The 20,055-nt window shown below is 66.5% G+C and carries 23 protein-coding genes; 8 read left to right on the forward strand and 15 right to left on the reverse strand.

All coding sequences use genetic code 11. The features are described from left to right. Positions 1 to 43 precede the first annotated feature (43 nt). The 6 genes from rlxS to Q0L25_RS12300 all read right to left on the reverse strand — a co-directional run bounded on the left by rlxS (position 44) and on the right by Q0L25_RS12300 (position 4,686). On the reverse strand, positions 44 to 2,008 hold the full coding sequence (rlxS, locus tag Q0L25_RS12275) for a relaxase/mobilization nuclease RlxS (RefSeq protein ID WP_296614624.1): 1,965 nt from the start codon (positions 2,006 to 2,008) through the stop codon (positions 44 to 46). A gap of 251 nt (positions 2,009 to 2,259) precedes the next feature. Further along, on the reverse strand, positions 2,260 to 2,619 hold the full coding sequence (locus Q0L25_RS12280; RefSeq protein WP_296614626.1) for a hypothetical protein: 360 nt from the start codon (positions 2,617 to 2,619) through the stop codon (positions 2,260 to 2,262). Between the two features lie 233 nt (positions 2,620 to 2,852). Then, positions 2,853 to 3,464, reverse strand: coding sequence for a lytic transglycosylase domain-containing protein (locus tag Q0L25_RS12285; protein ID WP_296614627.1), 612 nt, complete (start codon positions 3,462 to 3,464; stop codon positions 2,853 to 2,855). After that, positions 3,452 to 4,033 (reverse strand): S26 family signal peptidase, encoded by a 582-nt coding sequence (locus tag Q0L25_RS12290; RefSeq protein WP_296614629.1) that lies wholly within the window; start codon positions 4,031 to 4,033, stop codon positions 3,452 to 3,454. The genes Q0L25_RS12285 and Q0L25_RS12290 overlap by 13 nt, the downstream gene beginning before the upstream one ends. Further along, on the reverse strand, positions 4,030 to 4,260 hold the full coding sequence (locus Q0L25_RS12295; protein ID WP_296614630.1) for a helix-turn-helix domain-containing protein: 231 nt from the start codon (positions 4,258 to 4,260) through the stop codon (positions 4,030 to 4,032). Before Q0L25_RS12295 ends, Q0L25_RS12290 begins: the two co-directional genes overlap by 4 nt. Before the next feature lie 126 nt (positions 4,261 to 4,386). Further along, a complete protein-coding gene (locus Q0L25_RS12300) occupies positions 4,387 to 4,686 on the reverse strand; it encodes a DUF736 domain-containing protein (protein ID WP_296614631.1) in 300 nt (99 codons plus the stop codon). Positions 4,687 to 5,139: 453 nt separating this feature from the next. Here Q0L25_RS12300 and Q0L25_RS12305 point away from each other — a divergent pair, with 453 nt between their 5' ends. The 3 genes from Q0L25_RS12305 to Q0L25_RS12315 are packed head-to-tail and all read left to right on the forward strand — an operon-like array spanning position 5,140 to position 7,292. After that, complete coding sequence (locus Q0L25_RS12305; RefSeq protein WP_296614633.1) at positions 5,140 to 5,412, forward strand: HU family DNA-binding protein; 273 nt, start codon at positions 5,140 to 5,142, stop codon at positions 5,410 to 5,412. Between the two features lie 6 nt (positions 5,413 to 5,418). Then, positions 5,419 to 6,642 (forward strand): threonine ammonia-lyase, encoded by a 1,224-nt coding sequence (locus tag Q0L25_RS12310; RefSeq protein ID WP_296614634.1) that lies wholly within the window; start codon positions 5,419 to 5,421, stop codon positions 6,640 to 6,642. Next, positions 6,639 to 7,292 carry a sigma-70 family RNA polymerase sigma factor gene (locus Q0L25_RS12315; RefSeq protein WP_296614635.1) on the forward strand — a complete coding sequence of 218 codons (654 nt, stop codon included), beginning with the start codon at positions 6,639 to 6,641 and terminating at the stop codon, positions 7,290 to 7,292. The genes Q0L25_RS12310 and Q0L25_RS12315 overlap by 4 nt, the downstream gene beginning before the upstream one ends. A gap of 61 nt (positions 7,293 to 7,353) precedes the next feature. Here the strand turns inward: Q0L25_RS12315 and Q0L25_RS12320 are convergent, their stop codons facing one another. Genes Q0L25_RS12320 through Q0L25_RS12330 form a run of 3 tightly spaced genes read right to left on the reverse strand, consistent with a single transcriptional unit; the run spans position 7,354 to position 10,585 of the window. Next, on the reverse strand, positions 7,354 to 9,093 hold the full coding sequence (locus Q0L25_RS12320) for a ParB/RepB/Spo0J family partition protein (RefSeq protein WP_296614636.1): 1,740 nt from the start codon (positions 9,091 to 9,093) through the stop codon (positions 7,354 to 7,356). 53 nt (positions 9,094 to 9,146) lie between these two features. Next, positions 9,147 to 9,623, reverse strand: coding sequence for a DUF2958 domain-containing protein (locus Q0L25_RS12325; protein ID WP_296614638.1), 477 nt, complete (start codon positions 9,621 to 9,623; stop codon positions 9,147 to 9,149). Beyond that, positions 9,620 to 10,585, reverse strand: coding sequence for a zincin-like metallopeptidase domain-containing protein (locus Q0L25_RS12330; protein ID WP_296614640.1), 966 nt, complete (start codon positions 10,583 to 10,585; stop codon positions 9,620 to 9,622). Before Q0L25_RS12330 ends, Q0L25_RS12325 begins: the two co-directional genes overlap by 4 nt. Before the next feature lie 818 nt (positions 10,586 to 11,403). Here Q0L25_RS12330 and Q0L25_RS12335 point away from each other — a divergent pair. After that, complete coding sequence (locus Q0L25_RS12335; protein WP_296614642.1) at positions 11,404 to 11,724, forward strand: hypothetical protein; 321 nt, start codon at positions 11,404 to 11,406, stop codon at positions 11,722 to 11,724. A gap of 27 nt (positions 11,725 to 11,751) precedes the next feature. On the opposite strand, the gene Q0L25_RS12340 is transcribed toward Q0L25_RS12335, so the two are convergent. Continuing rightward, entirely contained in the window at positions 11,752 to 12,036 is a 285-nt protein-coding gene (locus Q0L25_RS12340) for a hypothetical protein (protein ID WP_296614644.1), read from the reverse strand. Between the two features lie 159 nt (positions 12,037 to 12,195). Here Q0L25_RS12340 and Q0L25_RS12345 point away from each other — a divergent pair, with 159 nt between their 5' ends. Further along, positions 12,196 to 12,435: a helix-turn-helix transcriptional regulator gene (locus tag Q0L25_RS12345; RefSeq protein ID WP_296614646.1), complete on the forward strand. Its 240-nt coding sequence runs from the start codon at positions 12,196 to 12,198 to the stop codon at positions 12,433 to 12,435. 8 nt (positions 12,436 to 12,443) lie between these two features. Here the strand turns inward: Q0L25_RS12345 and Q0L25_RS12350 are convergent, their stop codons facing one another. The 5 genes from Q0L25_RS12350 to Q0L25_RS12370 all read right to left on the reverse strand — a co-directional run bounded on the left by Q0L25_RS12350 (position 12,444) and on the right by Q0L25_RS12370 (position 15,468). Beyond that, the gene (locus Q0L25_RS12350; RefSeq protein WP_296614649.1) at positions 12,444 to 12,950 is read right to left on the reverse strand and encodes a DUF2285 domain-containing protein; all 507 of its coding nucleotides are present in this window, start codon (positions 12,948 to 12,950) and stop codon (positions 12,444 to 12,446) included. A 31-nt stretch (positions 12,951 to 12,981) separates the two neighbouring features. Beyond that, the gene (locus Q0L25_RS12355; RefSeq protein WP_296614651.1) at positions 12,982 to 13,164 is read right to left on the reverse strand and encodes a DUF6499 domain-containing protein; all 183 of its coding nucleotides are present in this window, start codon (positions 13,162 to 13,164) and stop codon (positions 12,982 to 12,984) included. Then, on the reverse strand, positions 13,164 to 14,021 hold the full coding sequence (locus Q0L25_RS12360; RefSeq protein WP_296614654.1) for a phytanoyl-CoA dioxygenase family protein: 858 nt from the start codon (positions 14,019 to 14,021) through the stop codon (positions 13,164 to 13,166). Before Q0L25_RS12360 ends, Q0L25_RS12355 begins: the two co-directional genes overlap by 1 nt. Continuing rightward, positions 14,018 to 14,620, reverse strand: coding sequence for an acyl-homoserine-lactone synthase (locus tag Q0L25_RS12365; protein ID WP_296614656.1), 603 nt, complete (start codon positions 14,618 to 14,620; stop codon positions 14,018 to 14,020). The genes Q0L25_RS12360 and Q0L25_RS12365 overlap by 4 nt, the downstream gene beginning before the upstream one ends. A 77-nt stretch (positions 14,621 to 14,697) precedes the next feature. Further along, on the reverse strand, positions 14,698 to 15,468 hold the full coding sequence (locus Q0L25_RS12370; protein ID WP_296614658.1) for a LuxR family transcriptional regulator: 771 nt from the start codon (positions 15,466 to 15,468) through the stop codon (positions 14,698 to 14,700). A 301-nt stretch (positions 15,469 to 15,769) separates the two neighbouring features. Between Q0L25_RS12370 and Q0L25_RS12375 the strand changes: the two genes are divergently transcribed. From Q0L25_RS12375 to Q0L25_RS12385, 3 genes are all read left to right on the forward strand, one after another. Next, the gene (locus Q0L25_RS12375) at positions 15,770 to 16,342 is read left to right on the forward strand and encodes an RNA polymerase sigma factor (RefSeq protein ID WP_296614659.1); all 573 of its coding nucleotides are present in this window, start codon (positions 15,770 to 15,772) and stop codon (positions 16,340 to 16,342) included. Further along, positions 16,339 to 17,325 (forward strand): FecR domain-containing protein, encoded by a 987-nt coding sequence (locus Q0L25_RS12380; RefSeq protein ID WP_296614661.1) that lies wholly within the window; start codon positions 16,339 to 16,341, stop codon positions 17,323 to 17,325. The genes Q0L25_RS12375 and Q0L25_RS12380 overlap by 4 nt, the downstream gene beginning before the upstream one ends. Positions 17,326 to 17,402: 77 nt before the next feature. Continuing rightward, a complete protein-coding gene (locus tag Q0L25_RS12385) occupies positions 17,403 to 20,048 on the forward strand; it encodes a TonB-dependent receptor (protein WP_296614663.1) in 2,646 nt (881 codons plus the stop codon). Positions 20,049 to 20,055 lie beyond the last annotated feature (7 nt).

Consider the following 20,055-nt stretch of genomic DNA (forward strand, 5'->3'; position numbering starts at 1 on the left):
CTGGGCGGGCTTACCTGGCAGGTGAAAGCCCGCTAGCAGGTCATCATGCTATCGTCGGCCCGGATCGGCCGCGGCCGAACTGCCAGCTGATCCCGTCCGTACGCATGATGCCGGAAGCGGCCTTGCCGATGTTGCGTTCGAGCACCTCGCGCCACGGCACCAGCGTGAAATCCCGCGACCGTTCGACGAGCGCATAGCTGCCGCTTTCTAGATCGACGCGCCTAGCGATCACGCCCTCGACCCGCTCGCCGTTGCGCGCTGGCTCGAACGGCTTGCCCATGTGCTGGGACAGCTGGGCTCCAACATGGCGCACTTCGCGCCGGCCGAGCTCGTCGAGCGCGCCGCTCCGCAAACGGAACGCGCGGCCGTCACCTGCCGCCAATTGTTGCTCGATCAGCCATTGTCGCCGCGCCGCGAGCGCCGTCCTGACTTCGCGCCCGAAGCCGGCGTCGCGGAATGGTTCCGCGGCGCCCGGCGCCAGCTCGCGGTCGAGCCAGGTCGGCGCCTCGATCGCGACAAGGTCCCCGACGGGCCGAAGTGAGAGGATCGACAGCGCAACCGGGCGGTCGCGCTGCTGCCGCTGCGCGAAGGCTTCCGCCCGGTCGAGATGGTTCTGCGGGATGGACCAGCTACCGTCCGCCAGTCGCTCGGGTCCCGTGCCCGCGCGCCGCATGGCTTCGAGCCGCCGGACATGGCTCGCCGCATAGGCTTCGCTCGCCGTCGGATCGTGCCGCAGATGAAGGTCGACCGAGTAGCGCCCGCCATTGGCGCGGGCAACCGCATCGACAGTTCGATCCGCCTGGCTCGCCTCTGCCTTTGTCGGCTCGATCCGCACCGTCGCGTTCTCGGGTACAGATGGGGTGGCGTCGCCACGCCCGATGTCGACATAATGGACCCGGCCATCAATGCCGTCGATCATCATGTAGTGACGGTCGCGATACTCGTCAGAGAAGCCGCGCTGGATCAGCCGCCCGACGACGGGTTCGCGCAGCTCCGTCGCCACCACCTGCTCTACCCCTGCGCGGTCGAGCCGGCGGGCGGTCAGCTCGCGCTGCATCAGCCGGATGATGTCGCCGCGCTCGCCCATGCGGCGTAGCGTGTCCTCGAGCCCGTCGGCGAGCCGGTAGCGGCCGCCGCCGATGTCCTCGGCAAGGTCCATCGCCTTGAGCTTGCGCAGCCGCCCGGCCGCGATCGTCCGCTGGAAGGGATCGTTGTCGGCCGACAACACCATCCGGTCGGCATCCATCCGGCGCAGCAGACGGCGGTCGATCGCGGTCAGCCGCTCCTGGTCGACATCGTGGCGCAGGCGGGCCTCGATCTCGCGATCGGTACGTGGCCCCAGGTCGAGCGTGACCAGCTCGGACGCGCGCTCGCGTAGCCCGTGCGAAATATACTCGCGTGCGATGATGAGATTGTCGCCCCGATCATCGACGCCGCGCAGGACGACATGGGTGTGCGGGCGCTCGGTGTTGAAGTGGTCGACAGCGACCCAGTCGAGCTTCGTGCCGAGATCGTGCTCGACCTGTGTCATCAGCCGCCGGACATAGGGTTTGAGGTCGGGATATTCGGCGCCGTCCTCGGCCGAGACAATGAAGCGGAACTGGTGCCGGTCATGCGCCGTGCGCTTGAGGAAATCGTCGCCGTCCGCGCGGTCGGTGTCCGGGCCGTAGAGCTCGCCCGGCAAACCCTCGCGCGTAACCCCGTCGCGCTGGATGTAGCGCATATGCGCGCGGGCGATCTGGCCGGCCTTGCCGGCGAGCCGGATCAGGCTCGCCTTCACGACGGCGCGGCGCCCGCGAAATCCTGCCAGTCGGTCTCGGCTGGAGAGCAGCCGCCCCATGCTCGCGCCGCGACCGATGCGGCTGCCGTCGAAGCGGCATGCCTTGACCCCGGTCTTGGTACCGGCGAGGCGAGCGGCGGCGAGGATGCGACCGCCATATTTGACGACTTTCTTGCCGTCCTTGCCGCGCGTCCGGCCGAGCTTGGGGGTGAAGTAGTCGTCAGGCATCACACGGGCCTGAGTCTCGCGATTTCGCAGCGAAATTGGCGGAAAACCGCCATTTACCAAAATCGTATCTCGCAGGTGGTGCGAGACAGTCTCGCGAAAAAAGGATGTGCAGACAATCACTTAAGCAGTGGCGCGAGACACTGCCTTTATCTTGTTTCCCCTCTTTCCCTTCCTTCCCTCCATCCCGGCTCAAAAAAAGGGGAGAGACGACGCCGAACCGACGCCGCCTCTCCCCGGGAGAATTCTGCCGATCAGTGCGCATGGAGCATCGCATCCCGCGCCCGAACCAGCGACCTGAACTGCCGGCATCCCATCATCCCGTGGGCATTGCCATCGCCGTCCACGAGCATGGTGGCACAGAACCATTTGCCATCGAGGCGACCGCAAATCGCGATCCGATCGAGTTCAAAATCCTCGTCGTCGGGGCTTTCGTAGGCGCCGATCCAGCGCTCCTCGACCCTCGCATCCCAGCGAAAATCCGCTTCCTCGGCCTCCAGAAAGCGGTGCGCCAGGGCTTCCCCGGCACCGCGCCCAAACTCCAGTTCAAGCCCAGCAACCAATGCGTTTATCACGCGATCCGACGCCGTTCCGATGCTCTGATACATGCTCATGATGATCTCCAACGCTGATGTTCCCATCATCGAGAACGGCGTTTCAGAGATGGGTGGCGGAGCGGCTGTCAGGGCCGCGGAGCGAAGCGCAGCGCCGCGAAGCGGACGCGGGGGGAACCGATTTTCGAAGAAAATTGGGGGGCACCCGCGGGCCTTGATAGCCGTTCCGCCACCCGTCATGCTGGGTCTATCGAGACGAGCTTCCTCCCTCTCCGACATGCACCGCATCGCGATCAATCCCCCTTCGACAGCGCCACGAACAGCGACGACCCGGGGGTGGAAGCCGACGCCTCGGAGGGGGTCTTCACATCGCGCCGAACGGCAAAGATAGAGGGCGGCAGCACCGGCGTGGCGGCCACCGGGACGCTCGGCACTGGCGATCGCGGCGCGACGCTGGCGAGATAGCCGACCGTCTCGGCAGGCAGAGCGCGGCCTCCGGCCAGATACTCGGCATAGCGGCCCGGCCCTGCATTATAGGCAGCGAAGAGGCCCGGATAGCCGAAGCGATCGTACATCAGCCTGAGATACAGGGTGCCCGCCAGGATGTTGTCGCGCGGGTCGTCCGGGTCGGCGCCGAGCCCGAGCCTTGCACGCATGTCGGCCCAGGTCGCGGGCATCAGTTGCATTAGGCCCGTCGCGCCTGCCGACGAGCGGATCGGGCGACCGTCGAGAGTCGTCTGGCCCCGGCTCTCCGCCTGCATGACCCGCTCGATCCAGGCTGTCGGCACGCCGAACCGGGCGGACGCTTCGGCGATATAGGGCCGCCAGTCGGCGACCGATTCCGCCTGTGCCGGCGCGGCAACGGCGAGGCTGGCGACGCCCAGCATGATCCTTACCGCGCCCATAGCGGCCGCGCCCCGCCGACGATGTCGGCGCTTTCGGTCACTCCAAAATAGCGCCCGTCGAACGACGCCGGCGTATCCATCAGCAGGAACAGCTGGCGACCGCGCAGCCGCACGCAGCCCGACCACATCGGCATCGGCCGGCCCGCGCCATCGGCGGCCGACCGCTCGGCGATCCAGCGTCCGTTGACGAAGATTTCCTGGCCGAGCGCGCAGACCTCGTCGCCCGCAGAGGCCACGACCCGCTTCACCAGCGGCACGTTCATCGGCAGGTAGCGGCGGGTCGCGGCGAGCCGCCGATACGGTTCCGGCACCCGCGCGACGACCATGTCGCCTGGCTCTGCGGGGGCACCCGGAGACACCGCGTAGAGGCCGATCGGCGCGCTGGCCGAGGCATTCCAGACCAGCCGCGGGGCCGGAGGAAACACCGCGGTGGCGAGCAGCGCGACGCCGCCGATCGCGCCGATCGCTGCCCATCGGATCAGGCGTTTGCGCCGAGCCTTGGCCGCGCGCAGGGCGTCGCCCCAAGCGAGGAGCGGCGCGTCGCCGCTGGCATGCGAGCGCCGGTTCATGCGCGCGGCTCCCGCCCGCCGCTGTCGCGGCTCCACGCGTCGAGATCGTCGATATGGTATTGGACGAAGCGGCAATGGCGGCGGAACGCCGGTCCCTTGCCCGCCCGCCGGAGCCGCTTCAGCGACTTCGAAGAGATCTTGAGATAGGCGGCGGCCTGGTCGGTGGTGAGGAAGGGCGAGCCGCGCTTGGCGCGGCCTGCCCGGTCGATGTCGCTGTCGTCCTGCATGCTGGTCGGGGTCCGTTGCTCGCGGCGGCGGAAGTGCCGGCGCGTCCCCGAGCATCCGGACCGGGACCCGCTGCGGGGAGTGTCGAAACGATTTCGCGTTCCGACACCCCCGCGAGCGCGGCCTTGTCAGCGCGACCAGATCAGCTTCCAGTCGCTGCCGTCGCCTTGGACGAGCTGGGCGTAGATCGGCGAAGGCAGCGAGGGATCGTCGAGCTTTAGGCTCAGATATTCGGTACCGGTCTCGCGCGCGGCCTTGGTCCAGCCTGCCCCGATCTCGACCGCACCGGCGAAGACGCGGGTGTCGGGTGCCTTGTCGTTGTCCCGCTCGACGGGGCGGATCGTCGCCTTGACGTTGAGGGTCAGGGTCCGGATCGAACCGGTGAAAACGCCGCTTTCGTCGCGGCTGAAGGTGCCAATCTGTGCCATGATGTCATCTCCTTGATGCTCGCAAAGCCGCCCATCGCGGCCTCGACAGGCGGACACGGGCGGCAGCCAGGGCCGGCGATGCACCTGAAAGGCCGAAGCGAAGCGGAGGACGCGGGGACGCGGAGTTTCTTGGTCCGCGAGGAGGCGTGGCACACGCCGGGGAAGAAAGTTCGCGGCCCCGCGTTGTGGCGCCGGACGGCCTGCCGCAGGACGCCGTCGTCGAGAGGCCGAGGGTCGGATTTGCCTCCGCACAGGTGATTTACGCAGCGCGGAATGGCGGCTCCGACGCGACTCCATCACCGATTTCAGCGATCGACGGACCTACCGCGAGGTTCGAGAAATCCGCCGGAAGAGCCGACGCGCGTTACCCGAAATCGCGTCTCGGCTGTCTCGGGCAGGGTCGGCCCTGCCGTCCCTTGCGCGGGGCCGACGCCATCTTGGGGGATCAGCCGCATGACCAGGAACGATATCGCCGACGCACTCGCCACGGCGCGGAACCTCAGCAAGGCGGAAGCGCGGACGATGGTCGCCGACGTGCTCGACGCGATCGCGGCGGGGGCCGCGAAAGGGGAAGTAGCGCTCGCCGGGTTCGGCAAGTTCAGCGTCACCCATCGTCCGGCGCGTGCCGGACGCAACCCGCGAACCGGGGAAGCGATGTTCGTCGCGGCTTCGCGCACCGTCCGGTTCCGCCCGGCGAAAGCGTTCAAGGATCGCGTCGCCGGCTGACGGAAAATGGAATTCGATCCGCCGTCTATCGGCGACATTCGCGCTGCCGCCGCGCGCCTGGAAGGCGCGATCCTCGACACGCCCTGCGTGCCGAGCGAGACGCTGTCGGCGATCACCGGCGCCCGGCTATTCCTCAAGTTCGAGAACCTGCAGTTCACCGCGAGCTTCAAGGAACGCGGCGCGCTCAACAAGCTGCTGCTGACCGATCCGGCGATACGCGCGCGCGGCGTCTGCGCGATGTCGGCGGGCAATCACGCGCAGGGTGTCGCCTATCATGCCAAGCGGTTGGGCGTCCCCGCGACGATCGTGATGCCGCTCGGCACGCCGCTCACCAAGATCGCGCGGACACGCGACCATGGCGCGCGGGTGGTGATCCACGGCGCCAATCTGAGCGATGCATTGACCCACGCGCACGACCTGGCGGTGGCCGATGGCCTCACCTTCATCCATCCCTATGACGATCCGGCAGTGATCGCCGGACAGGGCACGATCGGCCTCGAAATCCTTTCCGCCGTGCCAAATCTCGACGCGATCCTCGTGCCGATCGGCGGCGGCGGGCTGATCTCGGGGATCGCGATCGCGGCCAAGACGATCAAGCCGAGCGTGCGCGTGATCGGGGTGCAGAGCGCCACCTATCCGTCGATGGCGCGCGCACTCGCGGGCGAGTTGGAGCCCTGCGCCGACGGCATGACCATCGCCGAAGGCATCGCGGTCAAGACCGCCGGCGGGCTGACGCGCGAGGTCGTGCGCGCCCTCGTCGACGACATCCTGCTGGTCGAGGAGAGCGCGATCGAGGCGGCGGTGGCGCTGCTGCTGTCGGTCGAGAAGACGGTGGCGGAAGGCGCGGGCGCGACGGGGCTCGCCGCGCTGCTCGCGCATCCCGGACGGTTCATGGGACAGCGCGTGGCGACGATTCTGACCGGCGGCAACATCGACCTGCGCGTGCTCGCCTCGGTCGCGATGCGCGAGCTGGTACGCTCGGCCAGATTGCTGCGCATCCAGGTGGCCGTGCCCGACGCGCCGGGCGGGCTGGCGCGGCTCGCGACCGCCATCGGCGAAGCCGGTGCGAACATCGTCGATGTCGCGCACGACCGGCTGTCGCTTGCGCTCAATGCGAAGGGCACGGTCGTCGAGATCGTCGCGGAAGTGGAGAGCCGCGACCATGGCGAGGCGGTGCTCGCGGCGCTTCGCGAGCGCGGCTTCGAAGCGTTGCCGGTGGCGCTGCGGTGACCCTCGCCGCGCGCCGGAAGGTCGCCGAATGGGAAGACAGCGGACCGGGCGAACTACGGGCCGGGCCGCTGCTGTCGCTGATCGACTGCGCCGCGAGGCGCGGCACGACCGCGCGTCTTCTGGCCGAAGCCTGCCTGCCGCTCGAGCCGCGCCTGCGCGCATGGATCGCGCGGCGCGGGGTCGCGCCCGCCGACGTCGATGATGTGGTCCAGGACGTCTATCTGCGCGTCCTCAAGGCCGATCCGGGCGACGATGTCCGCAACTGGTTCGGCTATCTTTCGCGCGCGGCGTGGAGCGAGATCGTCGAGCGGCAGCGCCACGCCGCCTGCGTCCGGATCGAGCCGGTCGAGGGTCAAGTCCTTGCGGCATTCGCCGACCCGTCGCCGGGGGCGGTGGAGGCGGCGGAGGCGCGCGAGCGGCTGGCGCGCGTGGCGGCGGCAATGGATACGTTGTCCGAGAAGCGGCGGCTTGTCGTGCTGCTGCGGCGGCTGGATGAGGTCTCGCTCAAGGAGACCGCGGCAGCGATGGAACTGAGCCAGAGCGCGATCGAGAAGCATCTGCGCGCGGCATTGGCGGTGCTGGCGGAGGCCGATCCCGATCCGCACCGGCCACGAAAATGGCGGCGCGCCAGCGCCGCCGAAAATTCCTGAACCGATACAGCGGGGCGACGTCGCGGGCGGTCCCGGCAGGGGCCGCCCGCGTGCCGGGCAGTCAGGCGGCGAGCTTCTCCGGCTCGTCTTCCGGGACGATCCGCGCGCCGCGCATCGCGGCGGCGACACTCGCGACCCCGCCCCGCGGGGTGTAGGCGGCGGGCGGGAAGCGCATCCAGCGCGGTACCCAACGCTCGACCTTGGCGCGTCCGTTCGTGCCGTCGAGGTGGTCGCGGGCAATCTGCTTCAGCGTCTTCGCCTTCTCGCCTTCGTTCGCCTTGGCGACGATATCGCCCGCGATCTCGGCGAGCAGCGCGGACGCCACCTCGCGGTCGCGGACCAGCTCGAACAGGCAGACATCGGCCTGCCACCAGTCGGCCATGTCGATACCGAGATGGCTCCCGACCGCATCGACGGCGGCGCTGCCGACCGCCAGCGTCTCACCCATCGCGACCGCAATAATGTCGAGCACGACACCATCGGGAAGCTCCAGCAGCCGGTGGAAGATCTGGCACAGGCCATGGTCGTCGCCGTTGCCGCCGGTGACGGTCGGTTCCTCCGGCGAAAGGCCGAGAACGGCGAGCACCGCGCGGCGATGCTCGTCGAACCGCACCTCGCCGGGCGAAGTCTCGACGCTCTCGCGAACATCGTCGTTGCGGGTCGATTGCGGGTCCGGGCGGACGCTCCATAGCGGCGATCCGGCGATCATGTGCGCGACCGCGAGCCGCAGCGCGACGCCGGGATGCCCGCACAGTGCCGCGCGCACTGCGGCATGGCGGTGAAGGTCGATATAGCTGTTGAGCGCGCTGGTGATCTCGGCGCGGACGGGCTTCTCGGTCGCCGCAATCGGCTCGCCGCGTGCCGCGCGGCGAGCCTCGGCGCGGGTCAGATAGCCTTCGTGGAACACGACTTCTCCGTTGGTCCTGACATCGACATAGACGCGTCCGCCCTTGCGCTTCGCGGCCTTCTCATATTCCCAGCTGTCGAACCGCTCGGAAGGAGGCACGATCACGACATCGCTCCAGCCAGCCTCCAGATAGGCGGTGCGGCGCTCCTCGATGACCGCATTCTGCGCGATCCAGAAAGCGTCGGCATCGGCGAAATAGCGGTCGTCGCCGAACAGGTCGGCGACCAGCGCGCCCTTGTAAGCCTCGACATCGAACAGCGCGTGGACGGCGCTGATCGACTGTCCGCCCAACAGCCACGCCTTCAACTGATGCCCGGTCGGGACATAGGCGTTTTTGTCGTCGAGCAGCGCCAGCCATGCGCGCTGCTGGGACTTGGACGCCATGGTCAGATGGCGGACAGTCGAACGGTCGATTTTCTCCTGCCGGTACAGGTCGCGGATGCGCGGCAGGAGGTTACCGAGCGCGAGCACGCGGCGGATGGTGAGGTCGGGAAGCCCGAAGGTTTCGGCGAGATCGGCGATCTCGCGGCCTTCCTTGACCAGCCGGGTGAAGGTTTCCCATTGGGTCACCTCGTCGGCGTCGAGCCTCGCCAAGTTCTCGATCATCGACGCCTCGATCGCGGCGGCGTCATCGCCCGCCGCGAGCACGCGGCACGGCAGCGGCTCGGCTTCGCCGGTCTCAGCGGCGACCAGCTGCGCGGCGTGAAAGCGCCGCGCGCCCGCGACGATCTCGTAATCGCCTTCGGTTTCGCAGGGGCGGACCAGCAGGGTCTGGATGACGCCGCGCTTGCGGATGGTGGGAAGGATGTCGCTGACATCGGGTGCCTTGCGGCTGTGCCGCATGTTGGTCTTGCTGACCGACAAGCGGTCCTGCGCTATGAACAAAAGGGTCATGGTCTTGCTCCTTCATGGATGCCGGACCCCCGCCGGGGTCCGGCGGTGGTGGGTCATCCGGCCCCGTCTGTTTCTTGGGGGGACGCGTCGGGCGGCGGCCCGATCTCGTCGCGGGAGTTGGTGCCGGGGGCGACCCGGCGCAGCAGGGTTTCGGCCCAGAGAATCGACCCGGCGCGGCGGCTCCACGCCGTCCAAATCGACAGGCGGTGGCGTCCCTCGTAGGCCAGGTCGCGTTCGATACCGAGGCCGAACGGCAGCCGGACCGATGCGATCTCCGACAGACTGAACGCGCCAAGCTCCGGACAGCCGAACCCGAGGTCGGCAAGGCCGAACAGGGTGTCATCGTCGTCGGCGAGTTCGGTCGCGAGCCATGTCGCCGCCCCGAGCGGATTGAACAGCTTGAGCACTGGGACCGGATCGAAGCGCTCGTCCTTCCGTTCGGCGGCGCGGCGGTTGCGATCCAGAGTCGCGCGCCTCTGGATCGCGTTCGCGCGCAGCGCGAAGCGAAGCTCGGGAGGCAGGAGGATCATGCCGCGATCCTCCGATCTGCCGTTGCCTCACCGGCTTCGCGATGCCGCGCCAGCAGCCAATCGGCGGCCTTGCTCGCCTGGCTCGCGGCGCGGAAAATGGCGCGATTGTCCTCGCGCAGCACCTCCAGCCAGCTTGCGATATAGTCTGCGTGGCGGACGGTCGGCACGATGCCGAGCGCGGCGCAGAGGAAGGCGGAACCGAGTTCGGCGCACAATTCCTCGCGGGCATAGCCCTTGGTCCCGAAGCCATTCGACAGGTCGCGCCCCAGCCGCTTCGAGTGACCGGTCGCGTGCGTCAGCTCGTGCAGGCAGGTCCGGTAATAGTTGACCTGCTCGAAGAAAGCGGGCTGCGGCGGCACCTGCACGAAGTCGGCGGACGGGACATAGAAAGCGCGCGATCCGCCGATCCGGAAATCGACGCCCGATGCCGCGATCACTTCCTCGGCGACCGGGACGATCTCGCGTTCGGGGAGCGGCGCGGGGTCCAGCGCGAGGCCGGACCGCAGCCCCTCGCACTGCGCGATGTTGAACACGGTGAAGCGCTTGAGGAACGGCACGGCCTTGGGGTCGTCGCCGCTCGCCGAAGCCTTCGCCTTTTCCGCCTCGGGGATGAAGCGGTCGGCATAGACCACGGTCTGGCCGCGCTCGCCCTTGATGACGCTGCCGCCAGCTTCCCGCGCCTGCCGGAAGGTCAGCCAGCTTTGCGACGGATAGCCGTTGGCGATCACCGCGCCCCACAGCAGCAGGACATTCACGCCGGAATAGGACCGGCCGGTCAGCACATTGCGCGGCAGCGAGGGACCGGCGCACGCCGCGCCGCTCCACGGCTGGACCCATGGGATGCGCCCCGCCTCCAGCTCGGAAATGATCCGCGCGGTTACCTCGTCATAGAGGTTCACGCGGGGTTCGCCGCTATCGGCAACAGCCTCGCCACGGGCACGGCGCTTCAATGATCGTGACACGATAGCCTCCAGACCCGCCCAAAAAGCCCCATGGCCTCCCCCGAGAGGCGGGGGTGGGCGGCGAGAAGCGACCAGAGGAGGCCCGGCTCCAGCGGCGCGCGCACCGTCAGGGCGCAATGCAATGAAGCACTCCGCGCACGCGGAGTTGCGCGGGCCGCGACGGGCCTCAGGCGGAAGCGCCGGCCACACCCGCCGACGAGGGAAGGCCCGCAAGGAACGCCGCCGCATCCGCGGGAGGCGGCGTCCACAGAATGCGCCATGCGATCGTTACCGGGAGGCCGAGACCCGCCCCGGCGGGGCTCGGGGCCGCATGAGCGGCCTAGAGCGCGGTCGCGGACGGCGAAGCGCGATGCACCGCGCCGAAGGCGCAAATAGAAGACGCACCCTTGCAGGCGGCCGGCCAGCGTGGCGGCGTGCGCGCGCAACCGTGCGCCAGCCGCCGCCGCGCCACGGCCGCGCAAGCGTGCGCACGCGGGCCGAAACCAAATTGCGACCCCTGGCGGCAGCGCCGCGCCGCCAGAGTGCGCTCAATCTATTCCGCGTTCCTCCAGGCATCGCCGCCGTCCGCGAGGCGCCACTATTCGTGTTACCGGTTTGCGCATCCCGATTGTCTGAGGCGCAGGAAGGGCAATCCCGCACCTGCACGAGCGTCATGACGACCGAAGCGTTCAACCGGCGAATTACCACCTCGGCGCGACTTAGCGCCGGCGGTCTCGTGCGCCCTTGCCGGCGAGCCGCCACCCACTAGCAGCCGCCGGGCTTACCAAGTCCGGCCATACGTCCGCCCGTTCGGACGCCCGCTCGCCAGGACTTGCCACATGACCAACGCCAACACCCCCGCGGTGCAGCCGCGCCGATTCAAGACCGCAACCCAACCCACCAAGACCCCCCGCAGCGAACTCGTGTCGCTGGAGATCGAAACCGACGACTGCCCCCAGGTGCTGCTGCGGATCCTCGGACTGATCGCCCGCGACGGATCGATTCCGGCGACGATCGGCGCCACGCGATCGGACGATCGCATCGCCATCGCGATCGAACTCGACAGAGTGACGGAGACGGCCGGCGAGCGTATTGCGCTCAAGGTTTGCGAGCTGCCGACCGTGCGCAAGGTCTGGCTCGCCGGCCGACGGATCGACTAGCCGAAGGCCGAGCCCAGCAGCAGGCAGCTATCGCACCGAGCCGCGCACGCGATTGCGGGGAAGCGTGCCGAACGCCTCGATTGCGGCACCGAGGCCATCGCCGACGATCCAGCGCGCGCGGGCGAGATGGCTGTCCCAGCACGCCCGCGCCCGCTCCGCATCGATGACGGGATCGATCCCAAGGATGTCGAGCGCCCCTGCCAGCCAGTCGACCCCGGCGTCTGCCGCGTCGAGCAGTTCGGCATAGGTCAGGAGATTGCGCCGGTCATAGTCGAGGACCGAATCACTCGCGGGTGCGAGGCGATCAAGCATGCATTGCTCGCGTCCGCCGCGGGACGGCGGACTTCACGGCAATCGGCGAGAACGACCGCGGCTGCTTGCTCCAATTGCTCCACATACGAAGTCTCATACATCAAGTTGGTGTAAGAACCAATGCCGGTCAGGTTCACATCAAGTTGATGTGGAGGACTGGTGGCACGAGGCATCCACGATAGTCGCTATCGCTGGGTGATCGAGCAGCTGATCGAAGCCCGGAAGCGTCAAGCGCTGACGCAGCAGGCCGTGGCCGACAAGCTCGGCAAGCCGCAGCAATATGTCTCCCGGTACGAGACCGGTGAGCGGCGGCTCGACATATTCGAATATCTCGATGCCGCCGCCGCGCTCGAGATCGACGCGCTCGGCCTGATAGCGACCGCCCCGAAGACGCGCTGAACGGCCTGCTAGATCGTCCGCGCGAGAACGGCCGATGGTCCGGCGCGCATCAACTCGGCCGCCAGCCGCACCCTGCGCCGCGCGCGGGATTTGAGATGCTCGCCGTCGCCGGGCCAGTCTTCGCCCAATATCCCGAGCGCGATGTCGCGCAGGCTCGCCCCGGCCGCGAGCGCGTCGGCGGCGCGCAGCGCCTCGACGTGGCGGACGAAGCGCTGGTCGCGTGACGGGGATGCGCATCCGCGCAACAGCGCGTCGAGCCGCCGGATCGCGGCCAGCTGCGACTCCAGATCACGCCCCAGATCCAACGCGGGTTCGATGCACCCGCCGCCTGTCACAAAGTCGCCGACAAGGTCCAGGCGCAGCGCGCCATCGTGCAGATCGAACCGGACGTGACAACAGTCCTCGCCTCGCCGGACGAAGTGCGGAAAGCGGTACAGGTCGATCGCCCCACCCGATGCCGACGGCGCAAGAATGCGGGCACGCAGCACATGCGGGTCGGCCGCCGCCGTCCACATATAGGGCGCGACGGCGCAGTCCTGCGCCGGATCAGCCGCGAAAGTGCAGCCCCCAGCGCGAAGCGGCTGCACGGGCCGAATCATCCCGGGCAACGAACGCCCGATAGGCCGGATCGCGCCGCAGCAGCTCCCAGGCCAGCGCGGGCCGACCGCCCAAGAGCACCGGCGCGTAGGCATCGGCATCGCGCCAGTCGGGCGGCGACCAGCGTGGCATCACCCGTCCTGTCCGGCGAGGAAGGCTGCCGCCATCGCCTCCTGGTCCGGCCGCAGCGCGTCGATCGCGCCGAGATGCTCGGGACGGTCGTCGCGCAGCAACACCGAGGGGCATTGGCCTTCGACATTGCCGAGATTGGGCCGATGCTGGGCATAGCCCACCAATGCCGCCAGCTCGAGCGAGAAGGTGCGCGCGATCGCCGGCGGATAGACCAGCCATTGAAGCTCGAACGGCTTGAGCCAACCCAGGCAATAGCTGACGATCACGCCGCGGCGCGGTGCCGTCGAGACATTGCCGCCACCGCCATGCAGCGTCGAGCCGAGGAAGAGCAGCGCGTCGCCTGGCCCGACCTCGGGCACGACCGCGTCATGCTCGGGCAGATCGACCGCATCCTGGTCGGCATGGCTGCCGGGCCAGAGCCGCGTCCCGCCATTGTCGGGCGTGAACGGGTCGAGCGGCCACATGATGTTGACCAGATATTCGATGCCACCCTTGGGACCGCCCCACATGTCCTGGTCGCGGTGCGGAAACTGCGCGGGCGCGCCCGGATGGATCTCGACCGCCTGGGTCAGATTGAGGGCGATGCGCTCGCACCAGGGCAAAAGCATCTGCTCGGCGATCGCCAGCACGACCGGATGGCGCACCAGCGCCTCGGCATGCGGCGACCTGCGAAGCAGCGCCCCAAACCGCCGCGTACGATTGCCGTAGAAGACGCCTTGGCACATCGGCGTAGCCTCGAAGCTCGGCGCAAGATCGGCCGTCAGCGCTTCGACCGCCGACGCCGAGACGGCGCCGCGCAGGACATGATAGCCATCGCGCGCCAGTTCGCCGGCGCCGATATCGACCAGGGCGCTCATGCCGCCAGCTCCAGCAAGCCGGTATAGGTGCCGGTCCAGGCGAGCCGCTCGCGCATGTCCGGCGTGACCTCGATGCGGAACGCTCCGATCGGTCCGCCTTCGATGCGCAGCGAGGGGCCGAGCGGCTCGGCCCGCCAGCCCATGGCGAGCACCTCTCGACGGAAGGCTTCGGGAATGACGCCGGTGATGTGCTCGATGCCGCGCGCCAGCGCGAAGTCGGCCATTGCCGAGATCAGCGCGTTGCGCAGTTCCTTGCGGCGCGCGGCGCCGTGACGGCTCGGCAGGCAGAGCCGTGTGCTTTCCCAGGTCGAAGGGCCGACCGGCACGCCGCCGATGCAGATGTGCGGGAAGATGTCGCCGAGCAGATGGGGCAGCCAGCTCGGCAACATGCGGAGCGACGCCTCGTGCCGGCCGCTTTCGTCGATCGCGACGAGATAGACGGCGTGCGGCGTGTCGAACTGGTCGATCTCGTAGCGGCCCTCGACGACCGGCACGTCCCATCGGAAGAAGTCGACGAACTGCGCCTTGCGGTCCGCGAACATGGTTTCGAGCGCGAATGCGTGTGCGCTCTCGGGGTAATCGTCGATCGTGAGGATCATGGCTGTGCTCCCGGTTGATGCGCCGGGAGAAAGAGCAGCAATCGCCGTTCAGGATCAGCGCCCGGAATTCCGGGTGGTCAGCTCCGGCGCAGCTCGTCCAGGCCGATCTCGCCGGCAAGCAGGGCGGCGGCGACCAGCTCGGTCCGGTCGCTGGCACCGAACAGCTTGCGGGCGTCGCGCAGATAGCTCTCAATCGTGTCCTCGCTCAGCCCAAGGCGATGTGCGATGGCCTTGTTGCGCAGGCCACGTCCGACCAGCACCACGCAGTCCCGATAACGCGGCGCGAGGCGCGGCTCGGGTCCGGGCAAAAGCGGGCCGGCGAGCCGGCGGGCGCGCTGGAAGGCGAAGACGCCGAACATCTGGGCCGGCGCCAATGCCAGCTCGGCCATGCGTGGCGAGCGAAAGCCCGCGAAGGTGCAGGAGCCGAGGCAATGACCGAGCTTGCCACACGGAACCGTGATGCCTTCGTTGAGCCCCTCGCGGCGTCCGAACTCCAGCGCGAGACGGTCCTGATGGTCGAGGGTGATGATGTCCCGCAGCTCGGACCAGAGAAACGCGCTGTCGGCGAAGAGGCAGCCACGCATGACGGGATCGCGGCGGTAACGGCAGCCGCCGATGATCCGCCGCTCCACGCCCTCGGCATAATCGCGGATATCGACGGCGCCCGGCTTCGGCGCGCGCAGATCCTCGTGCGTGATCAGTGCGAAGTGCCGGCTGCGGATCTCGTCGCTGAAGTCGCGTGTCAGCTGGCGGAGCGACCTCCAGTCGTCCGCCGCCCGTATCGTTCGCAGAATATCGTCCGCCAGGCCGAAGCCGAAAGCGGTCGACGAGCGGCTGCTTCCAGCCATGCACTGACCTCCTGCCGCGGCATGCCGCGCACTTAGGCCCCCGTCTCGGGTGTGGTTTTTCCCGCCCCGCTCGCGACTATGACAACCAAGGTCGCGCTACGGGTAACATTCCGATAGAACCATTTTGGCTCTTTCCAGTGCGTTACCCGAAATCCTCCCTCATCTGTCCAGCGTCATGCGCGGCCCGACAGGAGTGAGGAAAAATTCGCGCGATGGACAGATTTCGCGTTACCCTTTTCAAGGACCGGCTTGTCTTCCCTCGGCGGACAAGTGCGACGCGAGACAGCTCCGACGGTATTGGATGATCGACGACGACGTGATCGATGCCTGGTTCGTGCGAGAGGTGCTCCCTCTCGAACGGGCGTTGACGGCCTATCTGCGTCGTAACTGGAGGATGGCGGAAGACGTGTTCGATCTGCGGCAGGACATATACGAGCATGCCTGGAACGGCGCGCGGCGCGAGCTGCCGGCCAACACGCGTGCCTATATGTACACGATCGCCCGCAACCATCTCATCAACCAGGCCAAGCGTGCGCAGATCGTCTCGTTCGACATCATCGCCGATCTCGACGGCGTCGGGACCGACTTCGACATCTGGGAAGCCGAGCGGGCGATGACCGCCCGCGACGAGCTGCGTCATGCCAAGGCCGGGATCGACAAGCTGCCGCCGCGCTGCCGCGAAGTGGTTCGGCTGCGAAAGATCGAGGGCCTCACCACCCAGGAGGCGGCGGAGACGCTCGGCGTCTCGACCGAGACGGTCCGCCAGCAGCTCAAATATGGGATGCGGGCGCTGATCGACCACATGGTCGGCGGAACCGGCAAGATCGTGCGGCCGAAGTTCGGCAGGCGATCCGCCGGGGAGGCGCAGCCATGAGCAGCCCGATGAGCCGTCACCGTGCGATCGAGGACCAGGCGCTCGACTGGCTGATCCGCCGCGACGAGCCCGGCTGGTCGCAGCAGGATCAGGTCGAGCTGGCCGACTGGCTCGCGGAATCGACCGCGCACCGGACGGCTTGGCTGCGCGCCGAACATGGCTGGGCGGAAGCCGATCGGGTGCGGTCGCTCGGCGACTGGAACAGCGAGTCCGCGCACGAGTATCGCCCGCGCAGATGGCTGCCGGCAGCGATCGCGGCGAGTCTCGTGGCCGCGGTCGGAATTGGTAGCCTCACGCTGGTGCCGCAATTCGGCGAGCATGCGTCGGTCCAGCAGGTCGCCACCGAGCAGAAGCGGTTCGACACACCGGTCGGTGGCCGCAAGGTCGTGGCCCTCGCCGACGGCAGCCGGATCACGCTCAACACCCAGTCGGTCGTGCGCGCTGCGGTTAGCGACCGGGCCCGCGACGTATGGCTGGACTCAGGCGAGGCCTATTTCGAGGTCCAGCACCGCGACGGCGAGCCGTTCGTGGTGCATGCCGGCAAGCAGACCATAACTGTCCTCGGCACCAAATTCTCGGTGCGGCGCGACAGGGACCGGGTCACGGTGAACGTCGTCGAGGGCCGGGTGCGAGTCGACGACGGCCAGGGGCTCGAAACCAGCGCGGCGATCATCACCGCGGGCGACACGGCGATCGCGCGCGGCGGCTCGACGCTGATCACACCCAAGTCGGAGGAACGGGTCACCAACGCGCTCGCGTGGCGCGACGGGATGCTGAGCTTCAACCTCATCCCGCTGTCCGAGGTCGCGAGCGAGTTCAACCGCTACAATCGCACCCAGCTCGAGGTTGACCCGTCCGCAGCGGAGATCCCGATCGGCGGCACATTCCAGGCGTCGAACGTCGACGCGTTCGCGCGCCTGCTGCATGATGCATACGGCTTAAAGACGGAGCGCGATGGTGACCGTGTAAGAATCTCGAACTGACGATGTTACCCTTTTGCGTCGCTCGATTGTCGCGTTTCCCGAGGGGCGGAAAAGCCGCCCCATAAGGGGGGTTACTCATGATCCGGACGCTCGCTGCGGCACTCGCCACTTCAACCTGCCTCGTCGCGCTGGCCTCTCCGGCGGCCGCACAAACGCAAGAGTTCAATATTCCTGCCGACTCGCTCCGATCGGCGCTCGACACGTTCGCTCGCCAGTCTGGCCGTCAGGTAGTTTACCGCGGTGACGAGATCCGCGGTGCCAAGTCTCCCGGGGTGCGTGGTGCAAGGACCGCGGAAGAAGCGCTGGACGTGCTCTTGGCCGGGACGGGTTTCGCGGTCCGAAGGGACTCCTCAGGGGCGTTTGCTGTTGTCCGTGTGGGAAACGCAACCATCGGCGCCGATGACGATGCGGCCTCGCCCAAGACAGACAAGGAGTTAGCGGCTGAGATTGTAGTCACAGGTACGAGGATCGCTGGCGTTGAAACTGCAAGCCCGACGATCACCATTGGTCGAAAAGAAATCGACCGCACCGGTTACTCTTCGACAGCGCAATTAATCGAAAGTATTCCCCAGAATTTCGGCGGCGTAAGCTTTGATGCCAGATTCAGTGATAATGCTTCTCTGCTGCAGGGGTCAAATCTTGAGGGGGCGTCCTCGATAGATTTGCGAGGCCTAGGTGCGCAATCCACTCTAGTTCTGGTTAATGGTCAACGCCGTGCGCCGAGCCTTGGCGGTCGTGCCGTCGATATCAATAGTATTCCGCTAACTGCCGTCGAGCGAGTAGAAATCGCCTCCGGCGGTCGTTCGGCCATATACGGCGCCGACGCCGTCGCTGGAGTCGTCAATTTTGTCCTCAAGCGAAAATTCTCCGGTTTCCAGACTGATTTTCTCGCAGGCAAAGCCGAACACGGGGCCGCAGAATACCAGCTTAGTCAAACAGCAGGGATTGACCACAAGGGTGGCGGATTCCTTATAAACTATACACACAGCCAGCAAGATCCTCTCGATATTGCGGACACTCCTTTTAACGTTTCCCCGTCCGTCGTAAATAGCATCAACAGAACGCTATTTATTGTTCCTGAGTCCAATCAGGACAGCGTGTATTTTAGTGGCGAAAAATCCCTTTCTCCTGTGGCGAAGATATATGCAGATGTGCTGTATTCAAATAGAAAGGCCATCAATAAGTTTGATATCGAATACAATGATTACGACTATCGCGCGACTAGTTCATCGGTATACCGATCGACCGATTTGAGCGTGAACGCAGGCTTGGATATTTCTCTAAGCCCTGTGTGGAACATGACCGTTTCAGGCCTGTATGATCGCAGAACTACCAATTATAGCTCGTCGGACGTGCTGACGGGCGCCGGCGTTGGCGGTACTATCACCTCAGCTGGCGGTGATAAGAACTCGTCCACGTTGTGGGGCTTTACTGGAACAATCACAGGCTCACTGCCGACAATGTTCGGAATCGAGCCCAAGCTGGCGCTTGGCGCAGAGTACCGAACCGAATCCAACGTCATCGAGCTTGCGACGCTTAATCGTGAGCGTGATGTGGCATCGGCCTTTGCCGAGTTGTCGCTGCCGCTGATCGGCGGCGAAGGTCGGCCTTTCATGCGGCGTCTAGACCTGTCCCTCGCGGGTAGAATCGACAATTACAGTGATGCCGGCTCAACGGCGAACCCTCAAGTGGGTCTGATCTGGGAGCCAGGCGCGGGCCTCACTGCCAAGGCATCCTATTCGACCTCCTTTCGAGCTGCCGATCTGGTCACTGTAGCGGCCAGTCGGGTCAATCCTCCGACCCTATTCATCAGGTCTAGGCTTGACCCTACCAGCTCGACAGGGTCATCTTTGGTCTTGGAGAAGGCAGGCACAGATCCGAACATCGGCCCCGAAACCGCGAAGACATGGACCGCGAGCTTGGAGTTCAAGCCACGTTTCGCCCCGTGGATCAAGTTCTTCGGATCGTTCACATCGGTCGACTATCGGAATAGGATCATTATACCTCTGATTGGTTCGGACGCGGAGCTTGTACTCGTCCGCCAGAATCTTTTCGGGAACCTCATCAATCGAAATCCGGGAACTGCGGCAATCGACGCCTTGCAGGCGTCCACCGTGCCCGCGAGGATCCGGAATCTGAGCGGAATCCCATTCAATCCGGCCACGCAGCAAATCTCTCAAGTTTTCCCAGGAATCGTGCTGGTGTCCAACCAGCTTCAGAACGTGGCACTAGAGCAATTCGAAGCCCTCGATTTCGGCTTTGACGCCGCCTCCAACCTCGGACGACTGGCAGTGAATGCGGGCCTCAACGGGACATACATTCTACGTCACCGGGAACAAATCACGGGGCAGAGTCCGTCTTTCAGCCTCCTAAATGAGTTAGGAAAATCTCCGGATTTTAGGTTCCGTGCCAATGCCGGAATTGGCTTTTCCGGAGCGCGCGCCGATGTTTTCGTCAATCACGTGCGTGGGTATTCCAACCCCCTCTCGACACCCGTCAGTTGGCTGTCGAGTTGGACCACCGTTGATCTGTCTGTGTCCTACGAGGCCCCAAAAGCTGATTCTCGCTGGCTCACCGGATGGCGCTTCAGTCTAAATGCAACAAATCTGTTCAACACTGCTCCGCCCCAATTCCTGGACGGCGTTAGTGGGATTGCCTTTGATTCAGCGAACGCAAATGGTTTGGGCCGCCAGCTGACGCTTCGTATTTCCAAGCGTTGGTAATGCTAAT

The organism is Sphingomonas sp. (assembly GCF_024508665.1).
Lineage (GTDB): Bacteria > Pseudomonadota > Alphaproteobacteria > Sphingomonadales > Sphingomonadaceae > Sphingomonas.

Bases quoted from the DNA above. Each gene is read 5' to 3' on its own strand.
- rlxS (WP_296614624.1), bottom strand. From the start codon at position 2,008: ATGCCTGACGACTACTTCACCCCCAAGCTCGGCCGGACGCGCGGCAAG.
- Q0L25_RS12280 (WP_296614626.1), bottom strand. From the start codon at position 2,619: ATGAGCATGTATCAGAGCATCGGAACGGCGTCGGATCGCGTGATAAAC.
- Q0L25_RS12285 (WP_296614627.1), bottom strand. From the start codon at position 3,464: ATGGGCGCGGTAAGGATCATGCTGGGCGTCGCCAGCCTCGCCGTTGCC.
- Q0L25_RS12290 (WP_296614629.1), bottom strand. From the start codon at position 4,033: ATGAACCGGCGCTCGCATGCCAGCGGCGACGCGCCGCTCCTCGCTTGG.
- Q0L25_RS12295 (WP_296614630.1), bottom strand. From the start codon at position 4,260: ATGCAGGACGACAGCGACATCGACCGGGCAGGCCGCGCCAAGCGCGGC.
- Q0L25_RS12300 (WP_296614631.1), bottom strand. From the start codon at position 4,686: ATGGCACAGATTGGCACCTTCAGCCGCGACGAAAGCGGCGTTTTCACC.
- Q0L25_RS12305 (WP_296614633.1), top strand. From the start codon at position 5,140: ATGACCAGGAACGATATCGCCGACGCACTCGCCACGGCGCGGAACCTC.
- Q0L25_RS12310 (WP_296614634.1), top strand. From the start codon at position 5,419: ATGGAATTCGATCCGCCGTCTATCGGCGACATTCGCGCTGCCGCCGCG.
- Q0L25_RS12320 (WP_296614636.1), bottom strand. From the start codon at position 9,093: ATGACCCTTTTGTTCATAGCGCAGGACCGCTTGTCGGTCAGCAAGACC.
- Q0L25_RS12325 (WP_296614638.1), bottom strand. From the start codon at position 9,623: ATGATCCTCCTGCCTCCCGAGCTTCGCTTCGCGCTGCGCGCGAACGCG.
- Q0L25_RS12335 (WP_296614642.1), top strand. From the start codon at position 11,404: ATGACCAACGCCAACACCCCCGCGGTGCAGCCGCGCCGATTCAAGACC.
- Q0L25_RS12340 (WP_296614644.1), bottom strand. From the start codon at position 12,036: ATGCTTGATCGCCTCGCACCCGCGAGTGATTCGGTCCTCGACTATGAC.
- Q0L25_RS12350 (WP_296614649.1), bottom strand. From the start codon at position 12,950: ATGTGGACGGCGGCGGCCGACCCGCATGTGCTGCGTGCCCGCATTCTT.
- Q0L25_RS12355 (WP_296614651.1), bottom strand. From the start codon at position 13,164: ATGCCACGCTGGTCGCCGCCCGACTGGCGCGATGCCGATGCCTACGCG.
- Q0L25_RS12360 (WP_296614654.1), bottom strand. From the start codon at position 14,021: ATGAGCGCCCTGGTCGATATCGGCGCCGGCGAACTGGCGCGCGATGGC.
- Q0L25_RS12365 (WP_296614656.1), bottom strand. From the start codon at position 14,620: ATGATCCTCACGATCGACGATTACCCCGAGAGCGCACACGCATTCGCG.
- Q0L25_RS12370 (WP_296614658.1), bottom strand. From the start codon at position 15,468: ATGGCTGGAAGCAGCCGCTCGTCGACCGCTTTCGGCTTCGGCCTGGCG.
- Q0L25_RS12375 (WP_296614659.1), top strand. From the start codon at position 15,770: ATGATCGACGACGACGTGATCGATGCCTGGTTCGTGCGAGAGGTGCTC.
- Q0L25_RS12380 (WP_296614661.1), top strand. From the start codon at position 16,339: ATGAGCAGCCCGATGAGCCGTCACCGTGCGATCGAGGACCAGGCGCTC.
- Q0L25_RS12385 (WP_296614663.1), top strand. From the start codon at position 17,403: ATGATCCGGACGCTCGCTGCGGCACTCGCCACTTCAACCTGCCTCGTC.